Annotated in this window: 16 protein-coding genes and 1 pseudogene; 9 read left to right on the top strand and 8 right to left on the bottom strand. The window is 62.0% G+C overall.

The genetic code is table 11. The features are described from left to right. Positions 1-117: 117 nt before the first annotated feature. Together ribB and PCJ49_RS21600 are read right to left on the bottom strand one after the other, a co-directional pair. A complete protein-coding gene (gene ribB / locus PCJ49_RS21605) occupies positions 118-1260 on the bottom strand; it encodes a 3,4-dihydroxy-2-butanone-4-phosphate synthase (protein ID WP_269912780.1) in 1143 nt (380 codons plus the stop codon). 358 nt (positions 1261-1618) lie between these two features. Continuing rightward, entirely contained in the window at positions 1619-2857 is a 1239-nt protein-coding gene (locus PCJ49_RS21600; RefSeq protein WP_269912779.1) for an acyl-CoA dehydrogenase family protein, read from the bottom strand. Positions 2858-3743: 886 nt separating this feature from the next. On the opposite strand from PCJ49_RS21600, the gene PCJ49_RS21595 reads away from it, so the two are divergent. From PCJ49_RS21595 to PCJ49_RS21575, 5 genes are all read left to right on the top strand, one after another. Then, positions 3744-5285, top strand: coding sequence for an amidase (locus PCJ49_RS21595; protein WP_269912778.1), 1542 nt, complete (start codon positions 3744-3746; stop codon positions 5283-5285). Between the two features lie 95 nt (positions 5286-5380). Then, positions 5381-6604, top strand: coding sequence for an oxidoreductase (locus PCJ49_RS24800; protein ID WP_269912777.1), 1224 nt, complete (start codon positions 5381-5383; stop codon positions 6602-6604). Positions 6605-6779: 175 nt separating this feature from the next. After that, positions 6780-7616 (top strand): SDR family oxidoreductase, encoded by an 837-nt coding sequence (locus tag PCJ49_RS21585; RefSeq protein WP_269912776.1) that lies wholly within the window; start codon positions 6780-6782, stop codon positions 7614-7616. Between the two features lie 98 nt (positions 7617-7714). Continuing rightward, positions 7715-8767, top strand: a complete 1053-nt coding sequence (locus tag PCJ49_RS21580) for a phosphotransferase (protein ID WP_269912775.1) — start codon at positions 7715-7717, stop codon at positions 8765-8767. Between the two features lie 49 nt (positions 8768-8816). After that, complete coding sequence (locus PCJ49_RS21575; protein WP_269912774.1) at positions 8817-10058, top strand: aspartate aminotransferase family protein; 1242 nt, start codon at positions 8817-8819, stop codon at positions 10056-10058. 466 nt (positions 10059-10524) lie between these two features. On the opposite strand, the gene PCJ49_RS21570 is transcribed toward PCJ49_RS21575, so the two are convergent. The 6 genes and pseudogenes from PCJ49_RS21570 to PCJ49_RS21545 all read right to left on the bottom strand — a co-directional run. Further along, entirely contained in the window at positions 10525-12396 is a 1872-nt protein-coding gene (locus tag PCJ49_RS21570; protein ID WP_269912773.1) for a hydantoinase B/oxoprolinase family protein, read from the bottom strand. A gap of 15 nt (positions 12397-12411) precedes the next feature. Next, positions 12412-14460 carry a hydantoinase/oxoprolinase family protein gene (locus PCJ49_RS21565; RefSeq protein ID WP_269912772.1) on the bottom strand — a complete coding sequence of 683 codons (2049 nt, stop codon included), beginning with the start codon at positions 14458-14460 and terminating at the stop codon, positions 12412-12414. A gap of 498 nt (positions 14461-14958) precedes the next feature. Next, the gene (locus PCJ49_RS21560; protein WP_269912771.1) at positions 14959-16431 is read right to left on the bottom strand and encodes an FAD-dependent oxidoreductase; all 1473 of its coding nucleotides are present in this window, start codon (positions 16429-16431) and stop codon (positions 14959-14961) included. A gap of 73 nt (positions 16432-16504) precedes the next feature. Next, the gene (locus tag PCJ49_RS21555; RefSeq protein WP_269912770.1) at positions 16505-18952 is read right to left on the bottom strand and encodes a TonB-dependent receptor; all 2448 of its coding nucleotides are present in this window, start codon (positions 18950-18952) and stop codon (positions 16505-16507) included. Between the two features lie 190 nt (positions 18953-19142). Beyond that, the gene (locus PCJ49_RS21550; protein WP_269912769.1) at positions 19143-19667 is read right to left on the bottom strand and encodes a hypothetical protein; all 525 of its coding nucleotides are present in this window, start codon (positions 19665-19667) and stop codon (positions 19143-19145) included. 319 nt (positions 19668-19986) lie between these two features. Continuing rightward, positions 19987-20888 (bottom strand): annotated as a pseudogene (locus tag PCJ49_RS21545) (IS3 family transposase); the annotation flags it as partial. Positions 20889-20939: 51 nt separating this feature from the next. Between PCJ49_RS21545 and PCJ49_RS21540 the strand changes: the two are divergent. The 4 genes from PCJ49_RS21540 to PCJ49_RS21525 all read left to right on the top strand — a co-directional run bounded on the left by PCJ49_RS21540 (position 20940) and on the right by PCJ49_RS21525 (position 25042). Continuing rightward, positions 20940-22025, top strand: a complete 1086-nt coding sequence (locus PCJ49_RS21540; protein ID WP_347710444.1) for an ABC transporter substrate-binding protein — start codon at positions 20940-20942, stop codon at positions 22023-22025. 99 nt (positions 22026-22124) lie between these two features. Further along, the gene (locus PCJ49_RS21535; protein ID WP_269912768.1) at positions 22125-23303 is read left to right on the top strand and encodes a DSD1 family PLP-dependent enzyme; all 1179 of its coding nucleotides are present in this window, start codon (positions 22125-22127) and stop codon (positions 23301-23303) included. Then, complete coding sequence (locus PCJ49_RS21530) at positions 23300-23692, top strand: RidA family protein (RefSeq protein WP_269912767.1); 393 nt, start codon at positions 23300-23302, stop codon at positions 23690-23692. The genes PCJ49_RS21535 and PCJ49_RS21530 overlap by 4 nt, the downstream gene beginning before the upstream one ends. Positions 23693-23716: 24 nt before the next feature. Further along, positions 23717-25042 carry an FAD-binding oxidoreductase gene (locus tag PCJ49_RS21525; protein WP_269912766.1) on the top strand — a complete coding sequence of 442 codons (1326 nt, stop codon included), beginning with the start codon at positions 23717-23719 and terminating at the stop codon, positions 25040-25042. Positions 25043-25139 lie beyond the last annotated feature (97 nt).

The raw sequence follows: 25139 nt of genomic DNA, 5'->3' as shown, positions 1-25139 counted from the left end.
TGCGTGTTCCGAATAGATTAAATTGGAGATGGGAGGGTTTTGTTCAACGGTGGCCGGGGAATGATTGGTTGCACCCGGCCGTTGGCGCATATGGTCCGGCGGCGAGGGGGCGTCGATTCAGATCGGCCGCTTATCCACAATCGACAACCCATATCCATCAAGAGCAACGAGCTGGTGGTGTGAATTGGTCAGCAGGATCATATCATGCACACTGAGTTCCGCGAGAATCTGGGCGCCGGCCCCATAGTCGCGCAGTTCGACCATCTCCGGAATATCATTAGGGTGCCGTCCCGATTCATGGCCCGCCATCATCCGGCTGAGCGCACCGCCGGTCAGGGGCCGGTTAAGCACCACCACCACGCCAGTGCCCTCGGCCGCGATCATTTCCATAGCCCTGGCCAGGAGCCCGGCCCTATCGCTCGTTTCACCGAAGATATCAGCAAAGATGGACATCACATGCATGCGTACCAATGTCGGCTTTGCCGGATTGATCTGCCCTTTGACCAATGCGATCTGTTCGTCGCCGGTTGCCTTGTTATAGAAGGTCATGGCGGTCCAATCGCCACCATATTTGCTGTTGAAGGGCCGCTTTGTCCGTAACTCCAGCAAATGATCGTACCGGCGGCGGTAGGCGATGAGATCCCGGATCGTGCCCAGCTTCAGCCCATGGCGCTTGGCAAAGACAGCCAGATCGTTAAGGCGTGCCATGGTGCCGTCATCGTTCATGATCTCGCAGATCACGCCAGCGGGATTCAAACCCGCAAGCCGCGCCACATCCACCGCCGCTTCGGTATGGCCGGCACGCACCAATACCCCGCCGGGACGCGCCACCAGGGGGAAGACATGGCCCGGTGATACGATATGCGCCGGCCCCATCGCCGGGTTGATCGCGACGGCAATGGTGTGCGCACGATCAGCGGCTGAGATGCCAGTGGTTACCCCATCATGCGCTTCGATCGAGGACGTAAAGGCGGTCATATGCCGAGTGCCGTTGCGACGGCTCATCAGATTGAGACCGAGCTGATCAACCCGCTCTTGCGTCAGCGCGAGGCAGATAAGGCCGCGCCCATACTTTGCCATGAAGTTGATGGCCTCGGGTGTCGCCATCTGCGCCGGGATAACGAGGTCGCCTTCATTTTCCCGATCCTCATCATCGACCAGAATGAACATTCGGCCATTGCGCGCTTCTTCAATAATTTCCTCAGCGGTGGACAGAACAGGATGATGGGCGAGTGTCGCCGGAGAAATGTTGGTCAGCATAGCGAACCTGTTTTATTGGATCATGAGCCACTGACGGCTGACAGGCGCGTGCCGACAGGTCCGTCGTGATGAAGGATCTGCTGTGAGGCGCATTTCCGCTGCGCCCATGGCACGCGGTTGCAGCCGGTCCCCAGTCGACAGCCAGGCTGTCCCAAGCGATGACGTGTCCGCAGGCGGACTGAATGATGCTGGCACCCTTGCCCAGTAGATTGACAAGGGTGCCAGCATGACTACCGATTCTCCCCTATCCTTGTGGTCGTAAGCGATCACAAGGCAGTCGCCGCCGTCCCAATTCTTGATGAGTCCGGCTTATCAGGAATTGGTATTCGTCGGCCACGGGACGGGGAGCCGTCATGCCTTACCTTGCCATGCCGAATTTCACCTTGCCGGTGGTCAATGCCAGCGGTTCCAGCTGCAGCACGGCATGTGTCTTCAGGACGCCGAAATTCCTCAGCATCCGTTCCAGCGGGTGGCCTTCTCGCGTCGCTGTCGATGTGCCGCCGGCATGGAAGACCAGTTCAAAGGCCTCCCAGGCAAGTTGCGCACACTGCAACGACACTGACCGGAGGCGCAACTCACGTTCGTCGTCGAACGGGATGCCCTTCTCCTTGGCCTCATATGCATATTGCATGAAATCGTGACCGGCGCCGATAAGGGCAGCTTCGGCCGTGGCGACCAGCCGCAAGGCTGTCCCGTAGTTACGCTGGGCAATCGGGTCGTGATACTTTTCCTGGTAGGGCGGGTAGGCAGACTTCTTGGTCCAGAGGATCTCTTCATAATGATCCAGTGCCGCCCATGCGGTACCAACGGCAACGGCGGCGGGCTGGCTGATCAGGAACGGGGATACCAGCGTCGAATAAACCGGGTTGTCGCAGGTCGCGCAGTGCATGTTCAGCGGTTCCGCGCCCCGGTTCATGCCGGCGCACGGCATCAGGCGATAGGATGGAATGAACACGTCCTCCGCAACAACCCGCTTGGAACCTGTGCCCCGCATACCGATGACGTTCCAATCGTCCACGATCGTGTATTGGTCGCGGTCGAGCAGGACCTGCGCGGGAGACGGGCCACCGGGGCCCTGGACGAGAACCAGTGGAATAAAATGGGTAGATATATCGCATCCCGAGCCATTCTGCCATTTGCCAGAGACGCGATACCCGCCCTCGACCGGTATCGCGGTGCCCGGTGGCGCAAAGGAACCGGCGGATCGGAACTCGCCTGTGGTGCCATAGGCGTGGAACTGTGCCTGGTCGGGAAACTTTGCCAACATCAGGGGATTGCCTGAAACCAGGGCCAGAACCCAGCCAGTCTCGGTACAGCCCCGCGAAATCTCGATCATCACCCGGTAGAAGGTGGGAATATCGAATTCATAGCCACCAAAGCGGCGCGGCTGGACGATGCGATAGAAACCGGCTGCATCAAGCGCGTCATTAATTTCTTGGGATACGCGGCCAAGCCGCTGGCACTCTTCCTGGGCGGCCCGAAGGCGTGGACGCAGGGCCACCGCGCGGCGCAGCATCTCATCTGGTGTGAGGGATGGTTCAGGCGGGGCAATCACGGCCGGATGTGCAGCATTTGGTTGAAAAGTGGCGGTATCCATTGTTCAGCCCTCCCCACAGAGCAAAAGCGGGCGAAAGCCGCCCGTGTGCCGGTTTCTGAATGAGAATTGTCCGTCTCGACAGTTACGCATGCCTTCTGTTCCTCCTGATTTAGGGGGGTGCTCAACATCGCGCGTGGCTGATCGCCCGGACGAACCGGCAGCCGGGCTGACCCGGACAGAGGGCTTCAGCTCGTTGGCAGTTCTGTCCCCTGATCAACAGTTATCACTGATAACGACATTGGTCAATTAGTGTAAGCGGGTATTTTGTCAGGGGCCCAATCGCCGCTTCTGCGCGTACTGGAAGAAGAAGCGGGCGGGGTATCCATACTGGGGCCCATCATCGGTATCGGGTTACGTTAGAATAAAATCAATTTAAACAGTGACTTATCATAATTCCGGCCTGAGGGGAGCCCCATTGCCTAGACAAGTCCGGTCTTGGGAGCGGAAGCGGCGGCTTTTGGGCGGGCGCAATCGTCGCCATCTATGACGGGCATATCTCCGTCAGGAGACATGCCAACTTCGGTTACAAAAGAATGAAGTTGGGCTTGTCGACCTCAGTTACCTGTGCTAACAATGGTTAGCAGTGGTAACAAGGAAGCGACCGAACGGGAATGCTTTCGTGCGGCCCGGCAACGTTCGGGCAAGGTGCCGGCAATTTTCCTGTTTCAAAGTTCGTGGTTAACGGATCGGACCCGCATTTGCGCGTTACCGGTCAACTGCAATCCCGGAACAATCACCGGCATGGGTGACAGACCGCAAGGGGGCGAGCTGTGGAACCGCTTTCACATCGATGGGCAACGCCCCGTCTGTTCCTGTCAAAGCAAGGGACGGCGACCGGGCGGCGTCCGAACAGCCATACATTCGATGCCTGGCGTGGGAGACTTTGATGGTGCGCGACGATAGGTCCGAACTGCCGGGTTCGCCGGAAGAAATCGCTTTACTGCCTGCCTGTGATCTTATGGCCCTGCTTCGCCAGCGGGCGATCGGGTCGGAAGAACTGTTGAATCTATACTTGGACCGGCTTGATCGCATAAACCCTGAGATCAATGCCGTCGTCGTCCTGGATGTTGACCGCGCCCGCCGGGCCGCAAGGGACGCCGACCAGAAGATCGCCAGCGGTGACAGTGCGGGTGCGCTCCTTGGGCTGCCGATGACGGTCAAGGAGACCTATGAGGTCGAAGGTCTGAAAACGACATGCGGCCTGCCGATGTTGGCCAATCACACATCCGGCCGCGATGCGGTGGCGGTTGCCCGCCTGCGCGCCCAGGGCGCCGTCATTTTTGGCAAAACCAATGTGCCCACCGGCGGGGCAGACCACCAGACAAGTAACCCGATTTATGGCCTGACGCGCAATCCCTGGGCTCTTGATCGCACGCCAGGGGGGTCTTCCGGTGGGTCTGCTGCTGCCCTGGCGGCTGGCCTGTCGGGGCTTGAACTCGGCAGTGACATTGGCGGGTCCATCCGCATCCCGGCCCATTTCTGCGGTGTTTTCGGCCATAAGGCCAGCTATGGGGCAATCTCAACCCTGGGGCACATTCCGCCGATGCCCGGTACACTGCACGAGCCGCAACTCGCGGTTGCTGGACCGCTGGCGCGCTCGGCCCGGGATCTGGATCTCATGATGACCCTGCTGACGGACCCCTCACCTGACAAGCTGTCCGCTGCATCCGTCATCCTTCCCCCGAGCCGCTGCGAAACGCTCCGAGACTTTCGGGTCGCAGTCTGGACCCGCGATTTGCCTTATGCAACCAGCGCGGAAACCGTGGTGGCATTGCAGAATCTGGCGGACGACCTGCACCGCGCCGGAGCGAAAATCAGCGAAACGGCGCGGCCGGCGATGGATCCCCATCAATCGTTCGACATTTATCTGCGTACATTGTTCGCCATCGTTCTGGGCGGGCATCCGTTCGGCCTCGACCCGGCGCAGAAAAGCGCGCTACCTGCCGATGCCCTGCGGTTCAACCGCATCTTTGAGGAAAGCTCCCGCCTGAGCCCTGCCGGATGGCAAAGCCTGGATCAGGCACGGGCGGGCCTGCGTGCCCTGTGGCAGGATTTCTTCCAGCATTGGGATGTGCTGATTGTACCGGTCTTCCCAACCACGGCCTTTGCCCACGATCTGAGTGGTGAGGGTATCGAGGCGCAACTTTATCGCCGACGTCAGGTGGATGACCGTGATGTCGTCTATCTGGAACAACTGGCTTGGCCGAGCCTGGCGACGGTTTCCAATCTGCCGGCGACCGTGGTTCCGACGCCGCGCAGGGCTGGCGCCCTTCCACTAGGCCTGCAATTGATCGGCCCCCATCGCGGCGACCGCACCGTGATCCGGCTGGCGGAACTGCTGGAGCGGGAACTCGGCTATGTGGCAGTGCCGCCCCCATCGGCGAGGGCGGCACACGGTGCGCCTCAGTCGGCGCCCATGCCCGCCTGACCATCTCTAAAGAAATCTGATTCTGAAATGAACCGGCGTTTCGGGGAGACCGGGAAACCCCTGGAGAGCGCCGCGGCATAAAAGGAGGTTTGAACGTGCCAACCATCACTTCTGCAAAATCCACGGCATCGATCGCCCCGCCGGAACCTTTCCTGACGCCGGTCGAGCTGCTGCGACGTGCCCGTGCGCTGCGGCCGCTGCTCCGCGCCAGCCAGGCCGACTGCGAAGCCGAGGGGCGGGTGTCGGCAGCCATCAATGACCGGCTTGTTTCGGAAGGATTTTATCGCATCGTCCAGCCGCGCCGTTTCGGCGGGTATGAGTTCGATATTGCGACCTTCTACAAGGTTATCATGGAGGTGTCGCGCGGTTGCACCGAGACGGGCTGGGTATTGTCGCTGGTCGGCGGTCATCCGGTCTTGGTGTCGCGCTATCCTTTGGAGACACAGATCGAACTCTATGGCGATACGGGTGAGCTTCGGTGCCCAGGTGCGCTGACGCCGCCGGGGCGGGCCGTCCCGGTGGAAGGCGGATATCGCGTCAGCGGCAAATGGGTTTCCTCTTCCGGTATCGATATCGGAACGCACTTCATGGGCCTTGCCAACATCGTGTCCGAGGGAGAGCCGACGCATCTGCAGGTCATTCTCGATATCGATCAATGCACCATCGTTGATGACTGGACTGTCATGGGGATGCGGGGCACCGGCTCCAAGCGCGTTGATGTCGAGGACCTGTTCGTGCCGCACGGGCGGGTGCTTCAGGTTTCCGGCATGGCGCGGGGGGCGGAGCCCACCGGTCAGGACGGTGTTCTTTTCGACAATCCCATGTATTCGGGCCGCATGTCGCCATTCCTGATCGGCGAAACGGCGGCGGTCGCGGTCGGCGCGGCGCGCGGCGCACTCGATCATTATGAAGAGCTGCTGCGCACGAAAAAGACACCCTATCCCCCCTACCAGGAGAAGTATCTGGATGGGATTTCGCAGCATCAGTATGGCACCGCGCTGGCGATGATCTCGACAGCGGAGGCTGCTCTGGTCCGCTCTGGCGAGGAGTATATGGAATATGCGCGCGCCTGGAAGGAAGACGGCATTCCATTCGATGACAATCACGAACTCCGCCTGATCCTGATCACACAGCGCTGCATCGAGCTTGCCTGGGATGCGATTGAGCTGATCTACCGGACGGCGGGCACGTCGGCTTCCGCCAAGGTTGGCATGCCGATCGGCCGCATCCTTCGCAACGTCGCGGTGCTGCGGACGCATCCTGTTCTTCAGCATGATCAGACCGTGGTCCGGGCCGCCCGCAGCAGTTTTGGTCTTTGATGGCAATGCGGGCAGCCCCGTTGCGCCGATGCTAGGGGCTGCACCGTCATTCCCGCGCAGGCGGGAATTCATACGACAGTGCGGATTCTGGATTCCCGCCTTGGCAGGAATGACGGTTAAGTGGCTGGAAATATTAAGAAGTTTCTGGGTGGACACTTAGCGCCTTTTGGGGGGAATGATGGCCAAGACAATTCTTGTGACCGGGGCTTCGTCCGGGTTCGGTAAGGCAACCGCGCAACGGTTTCTTGACGAAGGCTGGAATGTCCTGGCGACGATGCGTCGCCCCGACGCTGCATTGTTCCAGCCGCAGCAGAATCTGCGCGTGCTGGCCCTCGATGTAACGGATCGTGACAGCATCGACAGGGCGGTTGCCGATGGTCTGGCGGCGTTCGGGCGGATTGACGTGCTGGTCAACAATGCCGGCATTGGGGTGATGTCGGCGATTGAGTTCACGCCTGACACCATCATCCGCGAAGTCTTTGAAACGAACCTGTTCGGGATGATCGCGATGAGCCGGGCGGTGATCCCGTACATGCGGGAACGCGGCGAGGGCGTGATCATCAATGTCACGTCGAGCATGGCGGCATCACCGATGCCGCTGACCTCGATCTACTCATCCACAAAATGGGCGATTGAAGGGTTTTCGGAATCGATATCGCATGAACTGCGGCATTTCGGCGTCAAGGTCCGACTGGTGCAGCCCGGTCTGGCCTTGTCGACCAATTTCGGTGCCAGTTCACAGGATCGCACTTCCGGCCTGATGCCATCGCCCTATGATGCCTTTGCTGCCGCTTACCGCGACAATCTGATGAGAAACTATCCGGCCGACCGGACGACTGAGGAGGGCGTGGCGGAAGTGATCCTCAGCGCGGCGACGGATCAGGGGGACCGGCTTCGATATCCCGCGGGGGCCGATGCTGAAATGCTGATCGACCTGCGGCGGAACAGGACGGAGGCGGAGTTTCTAACCTGGCTGCGTCAATCCTTCCTGCCCGTGCCCCAAGTGCGCTGAACCGGTGATAGCGCGCACGGGCTGCCGCCGACTTCCTGCGCCCCACCGTCTCCCTTTACCGGCCTTGCCCTTCACGCAGCAAACAAGCGAGCCCCGTTATGTTTGGCGAACCCAGCACTCCTCTTCTACCCGATCTCACGGCGACGCTGCCCGGCGATATGCCGATGCCCGTGGGGGCACAGGCCGCCGAGGGGATTCTCCGCGCCCATTATGGTATCGAGGGCGAGGCTGTCGCCATGACGGGCGAGAGGGACGAGAATTTCTGTATCCGAAAGGACGGCGTGGCGACCTATGTCCTCAAGGTGCCGGGCGCCGGGCAGCCGCAGGCTGACGCCGACCTGTTCGTTTCCGTCCTGCGCCATCTGGAACGCGAAGCACCGCTGCTTCCGGTTCCACGGCTTGTCTGCGGCCGATCGGGTGAGGATGTTACGGCCTTCACCGATGCCGGGGGCGGGCGGCGACGCGCGTTGCTTTACAGTTTTCTGCCCGGCACGCCGCTCATCGATGCACCGCGCGTTGCGGCGCAGCGCAAACAATGCGGCCAGTTACTGGCGAAGACGGCCATCGCCCTGAAGAACTTCTCCCATCCGGCCATGCACCGGACCCTGGTCTGGGACCTGCGGCAGATCCCCGCCTTTGCGGCATTACTGCCGCGGCTCGATGATCTGCCGGCGCCGGAATTCATCACCGGGTTCATCGATAAATTTGCCAGCGTGGTCAAGCCTCGGCTTGATCTGCTGCCACGCCAGTTCGTCCATAATGACTTCAATGCCCGCAATATCATTGTCGATCAGCAGGATGCATCACGGGTGGTGGGTGTCATCGACTTTGGTGACGCTGTCCACACGGCGCGGGCCGCCGATGTTGCCATCGGGGTCATCGGACAATTGTCGAGCGCGGATACCGCCGAACTGGCCATGGGCGAGTTCATTGATGCCTACCAATCCGTGACACCCCTCAACGCCGAAGAATGCACCTTGCTGAACTGGCTGGTCGCCGGCCGCATTGTCCAGAATGTGGTGATGACCACCTGGTATCGAACCCATGGCCCGAACCGGGAGCATTTTGCCGCCTTCGGGAAGGACTTCTTCGCATGGCGACTTGAGTTCGCGCAACGGCTGGTCAGTGACCGCGCGCTTGAAAGGGGCTGAAGCCCGTCAACCCGATCAACCTACCCGAATATGACAGCAGGAGCGTAGAATGTCGGCCGACATCAATCAAAGCCAGGATCTGCTGACACGGCGACAAAAGGTCATGGCGCCGAGCTACCGACTCTTTTACGAAGAACCGGTGGAGGTTGTGCGCGCCGAGGGCGTATGGCTTTATGGGCCGCAGGGCGAGCGCTATCTCGACTTTTATAACAATGTTCCAGTCGTTGGCCACAGCCATCCCTATGTCGTGGAGAGGCTGCACGCCCAGGCGCTCACTCTCAACACCCATACCCGCTACCTTACCGCCCCGCCGGTCGAACTGGCCGAGCGCCTGCTGGCAACCATGCCATCGGCGCTGGGATCAGTGATCTTCACCTGTACCGGCAGTGAGGCCAATGACCTTGCCATCCGGATGAGCCGGTTCGCCACGGGCCGCCGGGGCGTCATTGTTACCGACGCCGCTTATCACGGCACATCGGACCTTCTGTCCGGAATGTCACCGGTTACAGGCCTTCCGACTGGGCCGGACGTCTACACGATCCACATGCCCGAGGCGTTTGATCGGCCGGAACAGTTCGGTGACCTCGTCCAAGGGGCGATTGCCCGGATGAAGGCGGACGGGGTCGCGCCGGCCGCCCTGCTTGTCGATACAATTTTTGGCAGCGACGGGGTGGTGGCGGACCCCGCCGGTTTCTTGGCGTCTGGCGTTGCCGCCATCCACGCGGCGGGCGGCTTGTTCATCGCCGACGAGGTGCAGCCCGGTTTCGGGCGTACCGGCGAGGGTATGTGGGGCTTCCAGCGTCACGGCGTCGTGCCCGATATCGTCACCATGGGCAAGCCGATGGGCAATGGCCATCCCGTCGCATCGCTCGTCACCAAACGGGAGATCGCCGACGAGTTCGTCCGATATCAACGTTATTTCAATACATTTGGCGGCAACACCGTCTCTTGCGCGGTGGCCCTGGCCGTGCTGGATGTGATCGAGCGTGAGCAGTTGATTGCCCATGCGGCTGAGGTCGGCGCGCAGCTGAAAGCCGGGTTGCAGGCGCTGGCCCAGCGCCACCCGATCATGCAAAATGTCCGCGGTGCCGGCCTGTTCATGAGTGCGACCATGGCCTCTGGATCGGTTGCGGGCCGTGTACTGAATAGTCTGCGTCGGAAGGGGGTCCTGATCGGCCTGGCTGGGCGCGGCAATGTCTCGCTCAAAATCCGGCCGCCGCTGGTCATCACAAAGGATGAGGTGACCTATCTCCTCGATGCGCTGGACCAGGTGCTGGCAACAGAAGCCTGATCCCGCGTGGCGATCCACCGGGGAGGCTGCCAGGCCAGGATTGAGCTGGAGAGATCACGCCCCTGGCGGTGCTGTAGGAGCGTCTGGTTCAGGCCCTCGGCGCTGAAATCCTGATCCAGCAGGTTGGGGGCCACAGGCCCGCCATGGGCACTGTCGATTGTCTTCTTGTAGCGCCGTTTCGTCAACGCTTTCAGTCCATTATCCCGCATAACCGTGGAAGAAAACGCCCCGCTGATGGCCATGCGTTTCGATATCCGTCGCGTCGATGTCCAGGATGATCCGCTCCGGCGCTGTCGCGTAACTGCCGGTGAACAGCTCGACATACAGATCCTGCAGGGTCTGGCAAGGTGACGGAGCAAGAGTCTTTCAAATGCATACTAATCTCCCTTGCCCATCTTCGAGCAAGGGAGATTTCGTGTTTCCTCAGTCGCCGCCTTCGCTTACGCCTACATGGCTGTGCTTGGCATCACGCCGCGAAATGCGCCAGCTTCACCGGGGCCTTCGGTGCCGGCAGGCCGGTTTCGGCCAGGCTGTTGGCGCGCAGCGTGTCGATGTCGGGGCCGAAATTGAACACTTCCGTCACCGGACCGCGTTCCGCCCGCATCTTGGCCCGCAGCGCTTCCGTCGCGGCTTCATCGACCTTGCCGTCGACCAGCACGACGCCATAACGCTTGGCGCCTTCGGCCGTGACCAGACCGCGCTCCAGTTCGACCTCCAGCAGCTTCGGCTCGCGCAGCAGCGGGTCGCCCCAGCCGCCACCACCCCAGGTGATGAAGTGCAGGATGTCGCCTTCTTCCACCGTCAGGTTTTCCAGCTTGTTGCCGACCACGGTCTGGGTGCCGTCGGGCTTCTCCAGGATCTTGCGGGCGCGCGCACCGGGCTCACCACCGTTCACGCCCCAGGGCGGGGTGAACCAGCGGTCATCATGGATGGCGATGGTGCCGGCAGCCAGGAAGCGATAGGACATGATGATGCCGTTGCCGCCGCGATGCAGCCCGGCCCCGCCACTGTCGGCCACCGTCTCGTACCGTTCGATGACCAGCGGGAAATACCGCTCCAGGAACTCGTTGGGCACGTTGGTGAAGCCGGGGAACAGCGAATGCCCGTCCGGCCCATCGCCCAGCGGACGACCGGGGATGCCGCCGAAGCCGATCTGGAACAGCTGGAACCAGCGGCCCTTGGCGTCATAACCCGAATAGAACAGGTGCGGGGAGGAGGAGAAGCCGGCCGCGTTGAGGAATTCCGGCGTCTTCTGGCCCAGCAACCCGCCCATGATGTCGAACAGCCGGCCCAGCGCATGGGTACGGCCCGAGAGGGCTGCCGGGAATTTCGGCTTCAGCAGGGAGCCTTCGGGGATCTTCACCCGGATCAGGTCGTAATAGCCGTCATTGAACAGCACCTGCGGGTCGAAGACCATGATCATGTAAATGCCGAAGAACATCTTCAGCATGTTTTCATTCAGGAAGAAATTGATCGAGGCCTGGCTCTGCGGGTCGGTGCCATCAAAATCCAGCACCACGATTTCACCTTCGCGGTGCATGGTGCAGCGGATCTTGTAGGGGCCATAGCCCATACCGTCATCGCAGATATAATCTTCGAAGCTGACCTTCTCCTCGCTGATGGAGCTGGCGATCAGCTGCTTCATGGCGCGGTAATTGCGGGCCAGCAGCTCGTCGGTGGCGGCGGCGAAGACATCGTCGCCAAACCGCTCGCACATCTCCACCACGCGGCGGGCGGCCACGCGGCAGGACGCGATCAGGGCGTTCAGATCGGCCGTGCACCAGTCCGGCTTGCGGGTCTGGGCCATGATCAGCTTGATCACGTCGGCATTATAGACGCCCTTGGAATAGATCTTCACGGGCGGGATGCGCACGCCTTCCTCGAAGATCGAGGTGGCGTCGATGGGCATGGAGCCCACGACCTTACCGCCGATGTCGGACTGGTGCCCGAACATGGAGGTATAGGCGATCAGGCGGCCATCCTTGAACACGGGCAACAGCACCAGCCAGTCATTCAGATGGCTGATGGCGCCGCCGACCGAATAGGGGTCGGACAGCAGGATCATGTCGCCTTCTTCGACCGTGCCGTCGAACCCGTCCAGGAAGGGGCCGATATAGGAGCCGAACTGCCCCACCACCATCTGGCCGGTACGGTCGGCGATCAGGGGGAAAGCGTCGCCCTGTTCACGGATGCCGGGCGACATGGCCGTGCGCACCAGCGTCGCATCCATCTCGATACGGGCATTGCGCAGGGCGTTTTCGATGACTTCCAGCGTCACCGGGTCGATGCTGACCTTGTTGAAGGGAGCGTCATTGGTCTGGATGATCTGTGCGGTCATGGATCACACTCCCCTTCAGCGCGGGTTGATCAGGATATTGCCGACGCGGTCGACCAGGCCGTCACAGCCGGCCTCGATCAGCGTCGTGCTGTCCATTTCGATGACGATGGCGGGACCTGGGATCAGGTCGCAGGCCTTCAGCTTGGCACGGTCGTAAATGACGGCCGGCACCATCTTGCCATCCATCCACAGCTCATGGTCGCGGAGCTTGGCGGCCGACGGGTCACCATTGCCACGCGGCAGATCGGCCGCCGGCAGGTCCAGCACGGGGCCCAGCGCCACGGCGCGCAGGTTCACCAGCTCATGCGGGGAGGGCATGTTGAAGGTGAACAGGCGCTGATGTTCATCATCAAAGCGGCGGGTCACCCCGGCCAGACCGTCGCGACGCAGGGTTTCCGGATCGATCGACAGCGGCACCTCGAAGGCCTGGCCTTCATAGCGCACGTCAATTTCGAACAGGCTGGTGATGTCGGCGTCCTTGATGCCCTCGGCCTTCAGCTCGTCGCGGGTCTGCGCGGCCATGGATTCCAGCAGCGCAATCACCTCCGCCTCGTCCGTCTCGTCAAAGCGGCGGGAGAAGGACCGGGCCGTTTCCGTGCGCATACGCGTCGTGGCATCGCCAAGCGCACACAGCACACCGGGGGACACGGGCGAGACGGCGGGCCAGGAGCCCATCAGACGGGCCACGGCATTGACATGCAGCGGGCCGGCACCGCCAAAGCCCATGACGGCGAAGTCACGCGGATCATAGCCCTGCTGGACGGAGATCATGCGCAGCGCGCCGAACATGTTCTCATTCACGATATCGATGATGCCGCGGGCAGCGGCATAAAGATCAATGCCCAGCGTGTCGGCGATGGTCTGCACCGCCTTCTTGGCCCCTTCGCGGTCCAGCTTGAAGGTGCCGCCCAGCAGTGCTTCGGGCAGATAGCCCAGCACGACATTGGCGTCGGTCACGGTCGGCAACGTGCCACCCTTGCCATAGGCGACGGGGCCGGGCACAGCACCAGCCGATTGCGGGCCGACGCGCAGTGCCTTGGTCAGTTCCGGCACATAGGCGATGGAACCGCCGCCCGCACCCACCGTCTTCACATCCAGCGAGGAGGCGCGGACGGCCAGATGGCCCACTTCGGTGGTGCGCACGCGGCGCGGGTCCAGATTTTCGATCAGGGCCACGTCGGTCGACGTACCGCCCACATCCAGGGTCAGGATGTTGCGGATGCCGGAATTTGCCCCCACCCACAGCGCACCCGTCACACCGCCAGCCGGACCAGACATCAGCAGGGAGACCGGATGTTCCTCGGACTTTTCCGACGACATCAGGCCGCCATCGGAACGCAGCAGCGACAGCGAGCCAGCAAACCCGCTCGACTTCAGCTTTTCACGCAGGTTGCGGACATAACGGCCAACGATGGGACGGACCGACGCATTGGCCACCGTGGTCAGCGTGCGTTCATATTCCTGCATTTCCGGCAGGACTTCATGGGACAGCGACACGGGCACGCCGGGCAGAATCTCCGTCGCCAACTCACCCACGCGCTTTTCATGCGCGCCATTCAGATAGGCGTTGATCAGGGAGACGGTGACCGCCTCCACGCCCTTTTCCTTCAGTTTCAGCAGGGCGGCGCGGATATTGTCGTCATCGACCGGGCGCAGCTCGTTGCCCTGGGCGTTCATGCGGCCCTTGATCTCAAACGTGTTTTCCAGCCGGGCCAGCGGTTCCGGCTTCGGCCAGACGATCCAGCCGGCCAAACCGCCCGGCACGAAGGAGCGCGCGATCTGCATGATCTGACGGTACCCTTCCGTCACAATCAGGCCGACCTTGGCACCCTTGCCTTCCAGCACGGCGTTGGTGGCAACCGTGGTGCCGTGCAGGAAGAATTCCACATCGGCCGGCGTGATCCCCGCCTTCTCACAGATTGCAGTGACGCCATTCAGGATGCCGACGGAACTATCGGCCGGGGTGGACGGGGTTTTGTGCCGCCAGAAGGCGCCCGTCGTATCGTTAAACAGCAGCAGGTCGGTGAAGGTACCCCCCACATCGACGCCCAAGCGATAACCCATCGCATCCCCCTTGTTCTGGAAGCGGTCAAATATTGATCCCAGCAGTACCGGAATGGCGGACGGCGACCATAGTCCGCTTCCCCATTTGACCGCTGTGTGGATGTCGATCTTCTGGGCGGTTCCTGCAGGCAGGGAAGAAGGTTCACAGCCCGCGTTACTGGCGGGCCGCGTACTCACCCCAACGGTCATCATTCATGACCGTTGGTAATGCTGCGACTGCCGCCGCGCCGCTCATGCGGCGTAGCCAAGTCAGCGGAGGCTGGCGCCAGCGATTGAGACGCACGAAAGCGTGACCATCGGTCATGATTTCGTGCTGCTGCTATCAGGTCAGGTAGAATTATCCGGGGTGGTTTTCTCACCCTCTCCAGCCTTCCGGCTTGCAAGGGTGAGGGGCAAACGCGAAAAGGCCACCGACCCCTTTTTCGCGCTTCAAAATGGTGATTACGGCGACGACCGAAGCCCAGCGGAAAGGTGCCGAAGAGGCCCCTTCGGTGAACATCAGATCCTTTCCAGGATCTCCATGGCAGCGGCCTCACCCGTTTCCATGGCGCTTTCCATGCCATGTTCCAGGCGGCGCAGATGTTCGCCGGCGAAATGGATGCGGCCGGTGGGCTTGCCCATGTCGGCGGCGAAACGCTTGACCTGACCAGGGGCATAGAAATGCTTGTTGCCGCCCACATACTGGTTGCGGCCCCAGCTATACCCGACCTTGTATTCCAGCGCGCCGGCCATGCTGGGCCGGATGCGGGCCAGTTCGGCCAGTACCAGTTCCACCTGTTTGCCCGTGTCGCGGTCGTCCCAGCGCGTGGCGCCGTCGCCATTGACCCAGACGATCATGGTGTCGATGGCGCCGGTCTTGGCGTTCTTCAGGGCGAAGGCGCGCTCGAAGGAACAGTTGCTCCAGATCGACGGCGGCAGCCCGTCCTTTTCCCAATAGGGCTTCTTGATCGTGAAATGGAACTGCGTCGTGGCGGAATAGCGCGCACCGGCCACGGCATCGGCCTGGGCGTCGGGCAGGCCCGGCGTGAAGCGGATGCGCGACACGGCGCTGAACGGGGCGGCCATGACCAGGAAGCGGCTGGTCAGCACCTCGCCATTGGCCAGCGTCACCTTGACCTTGTCGCCGGTCTGATCGACGGCGATGACGGGGCTGTTCAGGCGCACGGGATTCTTCAAGGCGGCGGCCATGGCCTTGGGCAGCATGTCCGACCCGCCGACAATATAGGAGCGGTCGGCGACCAGGGTCGCGCCGCCATATTGCGGCTTGTTGGGGTCCTTGAAGCCTTCGATCTGGGCACGGGCCATGTCGCGGAAGATGGACAGGGCCGACACGCCTTCCAGGCTGGCGCCGTTCAGATCGATATCCGCCAGCCGGATGGCGGCTTCCGACACGCCCTTGGACCGCATCAGCTCGGCCGCCGACACGTCATAGATCATGTTTTCGGGCTGCAGCCAGGCATTGGTCTGGTTGAAGGGCAGCCAGTCATGCATCAGGCGGTTCTGCAGGATATAGGGCAGGAAGTCGCGTTCCTTGCCGCGCGTCTGGTTGGCCGCGGATTTCGACCAGTCGGCCGGCAGCACCGTGTTGCCATCGACATGGATGACGAAATCCGTGCCCTTGGCGCCGTCGGTGGTCAGGCCGACATTCAGGCGCCCGCAGGCATCGCGCACGCGGCCATACAGCGCCCCCACCTCGCTGGCGCCCAGTTCGGCCTGATAGCCCTCGGCCCGGCCCGTGCGCAGGCGTCCGCCCACCCGGTCAGAGGCTTCGACGACCTGCACGGTCAGCCCCTGGCCTTCCAGGATGGAGGCGGCGTTCAGCCCGGCCAGGCCCGCGCCCACGACCAGGATATCGACCTCGGTCGGGCCGGCGGCCCAGCCGCGCGAACCGATGACAAGCGGGGCGGCGGCCATCAGGCCCCCTACCACGGCGCGACGGGACAGGAGCGGCGAAGTGAATGTGCTGGTCATGGGGCCGATCTTCCAACGTTGCAAATGCAAATTCCCCCCGGATGGAAGCCGGGGGGAATGGTGACACACAAGATCAGAACTTGGCAGAAGCCGTGACGCCGAAGCGGCGGCCCTCACCCTGATACACTTCCATGATGCGCTGGGTGCCGACGGAGTAATTACGGGGCTGCTGGATGATGTTGGCGTTGTACTTCTCGTCCGTCAGGTTGGTGGCCCAGGCGGCAATCGAGTAGGTTTCGTTTTCCAGGGCCAGACGCAGGTTGGTCAGCGTGCGTTCCCCGAAGGAGGTGACGTTCAGGCTGTTGGTATAGGTCGGGCCCGTATAGTTCACGTCCACGCGGCCGGACAGGGTCCAGTCGGTGGAGACGGGAATGGTGGCCGTGGCATGCAGGTTGTACTGCAATTTGACCGACCGGGCGGGGCGGTGATCCTCGATCGAGGCCTGGATGCCGCGGCCGGGGATGGTGACCAGGGTACAGACCGTGGACGGGTTGCCGCACTGCGAGGAATAGGCCGGGTCATAAGCGCCGCTGCCGAACTTCGGATCGGAATAGGTGACCGAACCGCCGACGGAAATGATGTCGGTGGCCTTCACTTCCGTCTGCACCTCAAAGCCGTTCGTCTTCATGTCGCCGGCATTCATGATGATGGCCTGGGCAACCGTGGCGTTGGGCGAGAAGGTGGAGAGCTGCAGGTTCGTCCAGTTCACGCGGAAAGCCGAGGCGTTCAGCATGACCCGGCGGTCGAACAGCCAGGACTTCACACCGGCTTCATAGGTCCAGTTCTCTTCCTCGTCGAAGGTCTTCTCCGCGTCGGTCAGACCGGCCAGCGAGTTGAAGCCGCCCGAGCGCACGCCCTTGGCGGCCGAGGCGAACAGGAAGATGTCGTCCGACGCCTTGTAATCGACCGTGAAGCGCGGGGTGAAGCTCTTGAACTCGCCCCGGAACGGCTGACCGGCCACGCAGGGGCCGAAAGCGTTGAAATAGGTGATGACGCAACGGTCGGTCTTGTTGTCGATATTGTAGCGACCTTCAGCCGACACGCGCAGACCGTCAATGACCTCATACCCGACCGAGCCAAACACCGAACGGGTGATGTTCTGCTTGTAATTCAGGTTGGCCAGACGGGCGACAACCGTGGGGTCCAGGACCAGGGCCGGATTGGCCAGCGAGGCCAGCGGGCCGGTGCCGACCGGGTTGCCCGGCAGGATCTGGACCAGGCGGTCATTGGCGCCCAGACCCGGCGCCGTCGTGGCGGCCCAGGCCTTGGAATCGACGTTCGACTGGAAGAAGAACAGACCGCCCAGCCATTGCAGCCGGTCACCATCGGGCGACTGGATGCGGATTTCCTGGCTCTTGGTCACGACCTGATCATTGCTGATCAGCAGGGAATTGGCATTGACCGTGCGGCTATAGGTGCCGGTGGCGGCGCCGCAGGTGGAACCGACGGTGCAGACGCCATAAAGGGCGCCATTGCCGTACAGGTCGGCATCATTGCCGGCATAGACCTCGGACGCGGAAATGCCCGACACGCTGACGATGGAGAAATCCTCGAACTTATATTCCAGTTCCAGGGCGCCCTGGCGGGCCTTCGACGTGCTGAGCGGCAGCGTCGAGGTCACGTCGATCGGCAGGTTGGTCGGGGCCTTGCCGCAATAGAGCATATAGGCCTTGGTCGGGGCGTTATAGGCGCCGCAATTATGGCTGGTCAGCGGCAGCAGGGCCAGACCCGGCATCTCCGACGTCGATTTCAGGGCGAAGCCGGTGAAGGTGGCCGTGAAATTCTCGGTCGGGGTGAAGACCAGCGACCCGGACACACCCCGCTTCTCATACCCGCCCAGCTTGTTGGACGGATCGAAATTATTTTCAAATTCACCGGTATATTTGGAATAGCTGGCGGAGATGGAGGCGGCCAGCTTGTCCTCGATGATCGGCTTGGACAGCGAGACCTTGCCGCGATAATCGCCATTATTGCCAATGGTGGCCGAGACCTTGCCTTCAGGCTTGTCGCCGGCGCGGGCCGAGGTGAAGCCGACGGCGCCGGCGAAGGTGGAGCGGCCATAGAGCGCGCTCTGCGGACCCTTCACGACATCGACCTGCGCGACGTCCACGACCGACAGGATGTCGGCGGCGTTGCGGCTGGTCTGATAGATGCCGTCGATGAACAGGCCGACATTGGCCTCGACATTCAGGTCCTGCGAGGAATTGGCGGGGGCTAGACCACGGACATAGATGTTGGTGAAGGTGCCGCCGGTGATGTTGGTCACCGTGATGCCGGGCGTGGTGTTGCCCAGGTCGGTCAGGCTGGTGATGTTCTTTTCGGCCAGATCATCGGCCGTCAGCGCCTGGATGGCGATCGGCACCGTCTGGATATCTTCCTTGCGCTTACGCGCGGTCACGATGATCTCGTCCAGCATCGGTTCACCTTCGGCGGCGTGGACGAGCATGGGAAGGGCAGCGGAGAGCGCGAGGGAGCCAACCACAGCCGAGGTGGTCAGCGCAATAACCTTGGAACGGTACATGAAGCCCCCTTAAATTTTTCCATCGTTTCGAATGGCTTACTTCCCGGTGCCAATTTCCCGTCTATTGGCGGCTAACCGTTATTTGGTCTAGCGAAATCACCCACTTCCCCGATCTGGGGGACGTGTCCGCTTAAAGCCTGTGAACCGGACGTTTGCCTGTATGGAGGCTAATTCCTTGAACGAACCTTCTTCAATTAAGACCGGTCATAATGGCCACCTGTCGGATACGCAGGGGCCGCCGGTATGGATGTCGCGGCGGGATGTCGCCTCCTAAATATGAATCAGAATTCTTCCAGCAGGCGACCAAAGCCGTTTTCTTCACCCCGCCATAGGCGGCGATCGCGGCAGCCAGGGATTCCGAACCCGTGGAGAGATAGAGGCCGCCAGATCTCCCGGATCTGGCGGCGGAACTTCGCCGCCCCTTCCGCCCCCCGTAGAAGGTGATGGCGGACATACCCATCACCAGATACTCGGGATCGCACGTCATGACCGACTTCACGGCGTCCATGGTATTGTCGGCGATCTCCTGCGCGCCGGCCAGAAACGTCTCGTTACTGATCGCCTGGGCGTTCGACACGATGATCCGGCTATAGTGATTGGTCACGCCGGCGGGGCGCATGTCGTCGAAATCGGGCTGCACAATGGTGTTTGTGCTGGGCCCCAGCACGCCGAACACCTTACGCCAGCCACGGCTGTCCTTGCCTTCACCCTGCATCTCATATCCCCTGTTCTGGATGGGTGGTCATGTCATGACAGCGATGTCAGCCTGACGCTTTTCCCGCGCGCAAGCGTGGCTTTCCTTCATGATTTCCATGGTTTGACTGGTCTGTGCCTGCACAAAACAGCGCGCCGCACTGCGTGTTTATTTGGGTGCAGACCGCCCAGCGCGTCGATGCAACCGTCCCCGACCGGACACAGGGTAGATAAGCTCGGCAGTTTCCTGTGTATCCAACCCCTGGATTTCGTGCGAACGGCTGGCCCATGCCGCTGCCAGCAGGGGACTGGGCGCCACGCTGCGTGGGATTAAGCAGTCACTTGATACCGGCATCGGTCAAGATGCCGGTGAACCTCGGGCTGGTGAATTGTCCGCCCTGGTCGGTGTTGAAGATTTCGGGCTTGCCGTGGCCGGCCATGGCCTCCTGCGGGGCCTCCAGGCAGAAATCGATATCCATGCAATTGGACAGTTTCCAGGCCAGCACCTTACGCGATGCCCAGTCCATCACGGCGATCAGGTACAGGAAGCCCCGTCGCATGGGAATATAGGTGATGTCCGTGCACCAGACATGATCCGGCCGGTCGATGGTCAGATCCCGCAGCAGGTAGGGCCAGATCTTGTGCTGGGGATGGGGAAGGCTGGTCTTTGGCCGTTGGTAGATGGTTGCCAACCCCATCCGGCCCATCAGCCGGCGCACCCGTTTGCGATTGACGACATGACCCTGGTGCCGCAGATGGTGGGTCATCTGCCGGCTGCCATACCAGGGCGTCTCCAGGAACTGGGCATCGATCACCCGCATCAGCGCCAGGTTCTCAGCACTCTCGCCCGGTACCGGCCCGTAATAATGCGACCGGCTGATCGACAGCAGCGCGCATTGCCAGACAACCGACAAGCCGGGATGTGACCGATCCAGCATCTCCCGCCTCCGATCGGCGCTCATCGACCGGAGGCCTTGCGCAAAAAATCCCGCTCCACCACCAACTGACCGATCTTGGCATGCAGCCGGTCGATCTCGGCAGCATCAACAACTGGAGCGGCCTCGGTTTTGCCGGAAAACGACGCGGCCATCCCCTCGATCGCCTGCTTACGCCAAGCGCTGATCATCGTCTGGTGAACACCGTGCTTCGACACAAGCTGCGCCATCGTCAACTCGCCCCGGATCGCATCAAGTGCCACCTTCGCCTTGAAATCAGCCGAATATCGCTTCCTCTGTCCCGTCATGTCGGTCGTCCTTCAATAAGGCCGAACCAAGCTTATCAAACTGTCCGGTAACTGGGGACCAGCTCTGAACTGACCGGTCCCAATGCGGATTTGCCGACAATCCTCGCCCAGTCCCATTTCCTGATCCTTCCCCAGGGGCAGACAAGTTTTGCCACGGCCAATGGCACGGGGCCGTTCCGTCTGGTCGAATTTCAACCCGGCATTCGCACCATCGTCCGACGGAACCCCAATTTCTGGAAACCCGGCAAACCGTATCTGGAGGCGATTGAGCTGATCGGCATCCCGGATGAGATGAGCCGGGTCAATGCCCTGCTGTCGGGCGATGTGCAGATCATCAATGCCGTCAATCCGCGTTCGGCCAAACGCATCCGGGGGGAACCGGGATATGACCTGCTGGAGACGCGATCAGGCCTCTATACCAACCTTATCATGCGGCAGGATCACCAGCCGACCGCCAGCCCCGACTTCACAGCCGCCATCAAGTACCTGCTGGATCGGCCGCTGATCAACCGGGCGCTGTTCCGGAATTACGGGACCATCGCCAACGATCATCCGATACCGCTCTTCCATCCCTATTACCGCGATGACCTGCCGCAGACGAGCCTCGATCTGGATCGGGCCAAATGGCATGTGCAGCGGGGCGGCCTGTTCGGCATGCGCTTGCCCATGTATGCCGCACCGGCTGCCGAAGGGTCGGTCGAGATAGCATCCGTTCTTCAGGAATATGCAGCGCGTGTCGGCCTGAAGCTGGCAGTCAACCGCATGACGTCCGATGGATATTGGTCGACCCATTGGATGAAGCACCCGCTGAGCTTCGGCAACACCAACCCGCGCCCGACGGCGGACATGATCTTCAGTCTTTTCTACAAGTCTGACGCGACATGGAACGAAACGGGTTGGCGAAATCCCCGGTTCGACGGGCTGCTGCTGGAAGCCCGCGCCGAGCCGGACACGGCGCGGCGCAAACAGCTCTATGGCGAGATGCAGGGGCTTGTGCGGGACCATTGCGGCAACGCCATCCCCGTCTTCATGAGTGTTCTGGACGGTTATGATCGCCGCGTGAAGGGCCTGTATCCTGTCCCGCTGGGCGGGTTCATGGGCTACACCTTCGCCGAACATGTGTGGTGGGATGCCTGAGGTATTAAGTTCAGGCTTATCTGTTCATGCAGAAATCGTTAATTGTCTCGCTCCCGCTGCGGGGGCAAAAAAGATCACCTTATTTGCGAGGATACCTCTGTGACATATGCGGAATTCCAGACCAAGCCAGAGCCGGAGCCGCTGCGTCTGGCCGATCTTGAAACCCCCTGCCTGCTTCTGGATGCCGATCGCATGGACCGCAACATTGCGCGGTTGCGGCAGCGGCTTGATGCTCTGGGGGTGTCGCTGCGCCCGCATCTGAAGACCGCGAAGTCGGTTGATGTGGCCCGTCGCGTGATGAGTTCGGCCGCAGGCCCGGCCACGGTCTCGACCCTGAAGGAGGCGGAGTATTTTGCCGCAGCCGGCGTCCGCGACATGATCTATGCCGTCGGCATTGCCCCCGGCAAACTCGACAAGGTGCTGCGGCTCCGCCAGAAGGATGTCGATATTGCCGTCGTTCTGGATACGGTGGAACAGGCGCAAGCCGTTGCCGCCGCATCGCGGGCAGCTGGCCAGGCGATCCCAGCCCTGATTGAGATTGATTGCGATGGCCATCGCTCAGGCGTTCTTCCCGGCGATGCCGCCTCTCTGCTGGCGATTGGCCAAGCCCTCACCGATGGTGCCGAGCTTCGCGGCGTGCTGACCCATGCCGGTGCCAGCTATGGCGCGCGGACCGAACAGGCGCTGATCGACGCGGCGGAACAGGAACGCCGGGCCGTTGTCCAGGCGGCGGAAACGCTGCGGGGGGCCGGCCATGCCTGCCCCGTGGTCAGTCTGGGCTCCACCCCCACCGCCCATTTTGCCACCGACCTGACCGGTGTCAGCGAAGTGCGAGCCGGTGTGTTCGTCTTTTTCGATCTGGTGATGACGGGCATTGGTGTCTGCACGGTTGATGATATCGCCTTGTCGGTCCTGGCCACGGTGATCGGGCATCAGCGGGAAAAGGGCTGGATTCTGGTCGATGCCGGCTGGATGGCCATGTCGCAGGATCGCGGCACTGCCAAACAGCCGGTCAGTCAGGGTTACGGACTGGTCTGCGACAGCACGGGTACACCCTATGCCGATATCATCCTGGCCGATGCCAATCAGGAACATGGGATCGTAACGGTTCGGCCTGGTTCCGGGGCGACGTTGCCCGATCTGAAGATCGGTGATCGCGTGCGTATCCTGCCCAACCATGCCTGTGCCACGGGCGCGCAGCATGGCAGCTACCGCGTCGTTCGCGGGACATCCGATAGTGTGGAGGCCAACTGGCAGCGGTTCGGGGGCTGGTCATGAACAGCATCGAACCGGTATTCACCGACGCCGCACCGGCGCCCGCGGGCCACTATGTGCAGGGGATGCGAGCGGGTGACACGCTTTATATTTCCGGCCAACTGCCCATCCGGCCGGATCGGCAGCCTCTGTCCGATCCCGGCTTTGACGCACAGGCCCGGCAGGCCATCGCCAATATGCTGGCGATCCTTGACGCCGCCGGGGGCACGCCGGCAAATCTGGTCCGGGTGACGGCCTACATTGTCGGCGTTGCGAACTGGCCGGAATTTAACCGCCTCTATGCGGAGATGCTGCCCGATGCGCGGCCGGCGCGGACGGTGGTGCCGGTGCCAGAGCTTCATTATGGTTTCCTGGTGGAAATTGACGCCGTGGCGCATCTGCCGACGGCCTGACTTATCCGCTCTTGAGGTTTCACCATGGTTCCCGTTGTTCGATCCGTTGCCAGTGACGAAGCGCTTCCCCAGTCAGCCGATGTCGTGGTGATCGGCGGGGGTATCGTTGGCACGGCCTCGGCCTATTATCTGGCCAAGCGCGGCTTGTCCGTTGCTCTGCTGGAGAAAGGCCATATCGCCTGCGAGCAGTCGAGCCGGACCTGGGGCTGGTGCCGGCAGCAGAACCGCGATCCGCGCGAAATGCCCTTGTCGCTGCTGTCAATGTCGCTCTGGGACGGTTTGGCGGGGGGGATCGGCCAGGATCTGGGCTTTCGCCGCACCGGCCTGGTCTATGCGACCGACGATGCCGCCATGCTGGCTTCCTGGGAAGCCTGGGGCAAGACGACAGCAAAGGAGTTCGGGGTCGAAACCTACATGCTGAACGCGGCGCAGGCGGCGCAGCGCATCCCGGAAACCCGCCGGAAATGGCTGGGCGGCCTGCATTCCGTCACGGACGGCAAGGCCGAGCCCGCCTGGGCGGCACCGGCGCTGGCCGAAGGGGCGCGCGCCCTGGGTGCCACCATCCATCAGAACTGTGCCGTGCGTGGCCTGGACATCACCAATGGCCGGGTTACCGGTGTCCGGACCGAAAAGGGCATGATCAGGGTGAATGCGGTTCTGTGCGCGGCGGGCGCCTGGGCATCCACCTTCCTGGCGCGCCATGGCGTGGTGTTCCCCCAGGCCAGCGTGCGCCAGACGGCGGTCAGGACCAAGCCGACCCGGAATGTCGGCGAGGTGATCTATTGCCCCGATCTGGCGATGACTCGGCGTCTGGATGGCAGTTACACCCTGGCCATCAGCGGGCGTGCGACGCTGGAACTGACCGCACAGGGTATGCGGTTCGCCCGCGGTTTCCTGCCACAATTCCTGAAGCGGCTGAAGGCGGTGCAGATCGGGGTCGGGGAATCCCTGTTTGCGGGCCCTGAATCCCTTTCATCCTGGCTGGGCCGTGATGAAAACATGTTCGAACGCCATCGCGTTCTGGACCCGGCCCCCAACCGGCGGTTGGTTCAGGCCATCCTGGATAATGTCAGGGGCACATTCCCCGAACTGGCGGGGATGGAAATCGACAGCACCTGGGGGGCCTATGTCGACTGCACGCCGGATGCCGTGCCGGTTATCTCCGGTTTTGATACGGTGGGCGGGCTGTTCCTGGCGGCGGGCTGTTCGGGGCATGGATTTGGCCTTGGACCGGGCATCGGCTATCTGGCGGCGCAACTGGTCACCAACGAAAAGCCGGTGATCGATCCGACCCATTTCAACCTGTCACGGCTGGTTGACGGGTCCGCCATCAAGGTCGGCGCGCTGTAGGGACGCGTAAGTCCAGGGAAGTTCAGAGGTCCAGGGGGAACGGATGAGCACGATCACAGCGATGGCTTCCGGGCAATACCGGCCCGGCGCGACTTCA

The organism is Niveispirillum sp. BGYR6 (assembly GCF_027568365.1).
In the GTDB taxonomy this organism is placed as follows: domain Bacteria; phylum Pseudomonadota; class Alphaproteobacteria; order Azospirillales; family Azospirillaceae; genus Niveispirillum.
The sequence above is the reverse complement of the archived record's forward strand: the minus strand, read 5'-3'. Positions and strand labels throughout refer to the sequence as shown.

Bases quoted from the DNA above. Each gene is read 5' to 3' on its own strand.
- ribB (WP_269912780.1), bottom strand. From the start codon at position 1,260: ATGCTGACCAACATTTCTCCGGCGACACTCGCCCATCATCCTGTTCTG.
- PCJ49_RS21600 (WP_269912779.1), bottom strand. From the start codon at position 2,857: ATGGATACCGCCACTTTTCAACCAAATGCTGCACATCCGGCCGTGATT.
- PCJ49_RS21595 (WP_269912778.1), top strand. From the start codon at position 3,744: ATGGTGCGCGACGATAGGTCCGAACTGCCGGGTTCGCCGGAAGAAATC.
- PCJ49_RS21585 (WP_269912776.1), top strand. From the start codon at position 6,780: ATGATGGCCAAGACAATTCTTGTGACCGGGGCTTCGTCCGGGTTCGGT.
- PCJ49_RS21580 (WP_269912775.1), top strand. From the start codon at position 7,715: ATGTTTGGCGAACCCAGCACTCCTCTTCTACCCGATCTCACGGCGACG.
- PCJ49_RS21575 (WP_269912774.1), top strand. From the start codon at position 8,817: ATGTCGGCCGACATCAATCAAAGCCAGGATCTGCTGACACGGCGACAA.
- PCJ49_RS21570 (WP_269912773.1), bottom strand. From the start codon at position 12,396: ATGACCGCACAGATCATCCAGACCAATGACGCTCCCTTCAACAAGGTC.
- PCJ49_RS21565 (WP_269912772.1), bottom strand. From the start codon at position 14,460: ATGGGTTATCGCTTGGGCGTCGATGTGGGGGGTACCTTCACCGACCTG.
- PCJ49_RS21560 (WP_269912771.1), bottom strand. From the start codon at position 16,431: ATGACCAGCACATTCACTTCGCCGCTCCTGTCCCGTCGCGCCGTGGTA.
- PCJ49_RS21555 (WP_269912770.1), bottom strand. From the start codon at position 18,952: ATGTACCGTTCCAAGGTTATTGCGCTGACCACCTCGGCTGTGGTTGGC.
- PCJ49_RS21550 (WP_269912769.1), bottom strand. From the start codon at position 19,667: ATGCAGGGTGAAGGCAAGGACAGCCGTGGCTGGCGTAAGGTGTTCGGC.
- PCJ49_RS21530 (WP_269912767.1), top strand. From the start codon at position 23,300: ATGAACAGCATCGAACCGGTATTCACCGACGCCGCACCGGCGCCCGCG.
- PCJ49_RS21525 (WP_269912766.1), top strand. From the start codon at position 23,717: ATGGTTCCCGTTGTTCGATCCGTTGCCAGTGACGAAGCGCTTCCCCAG.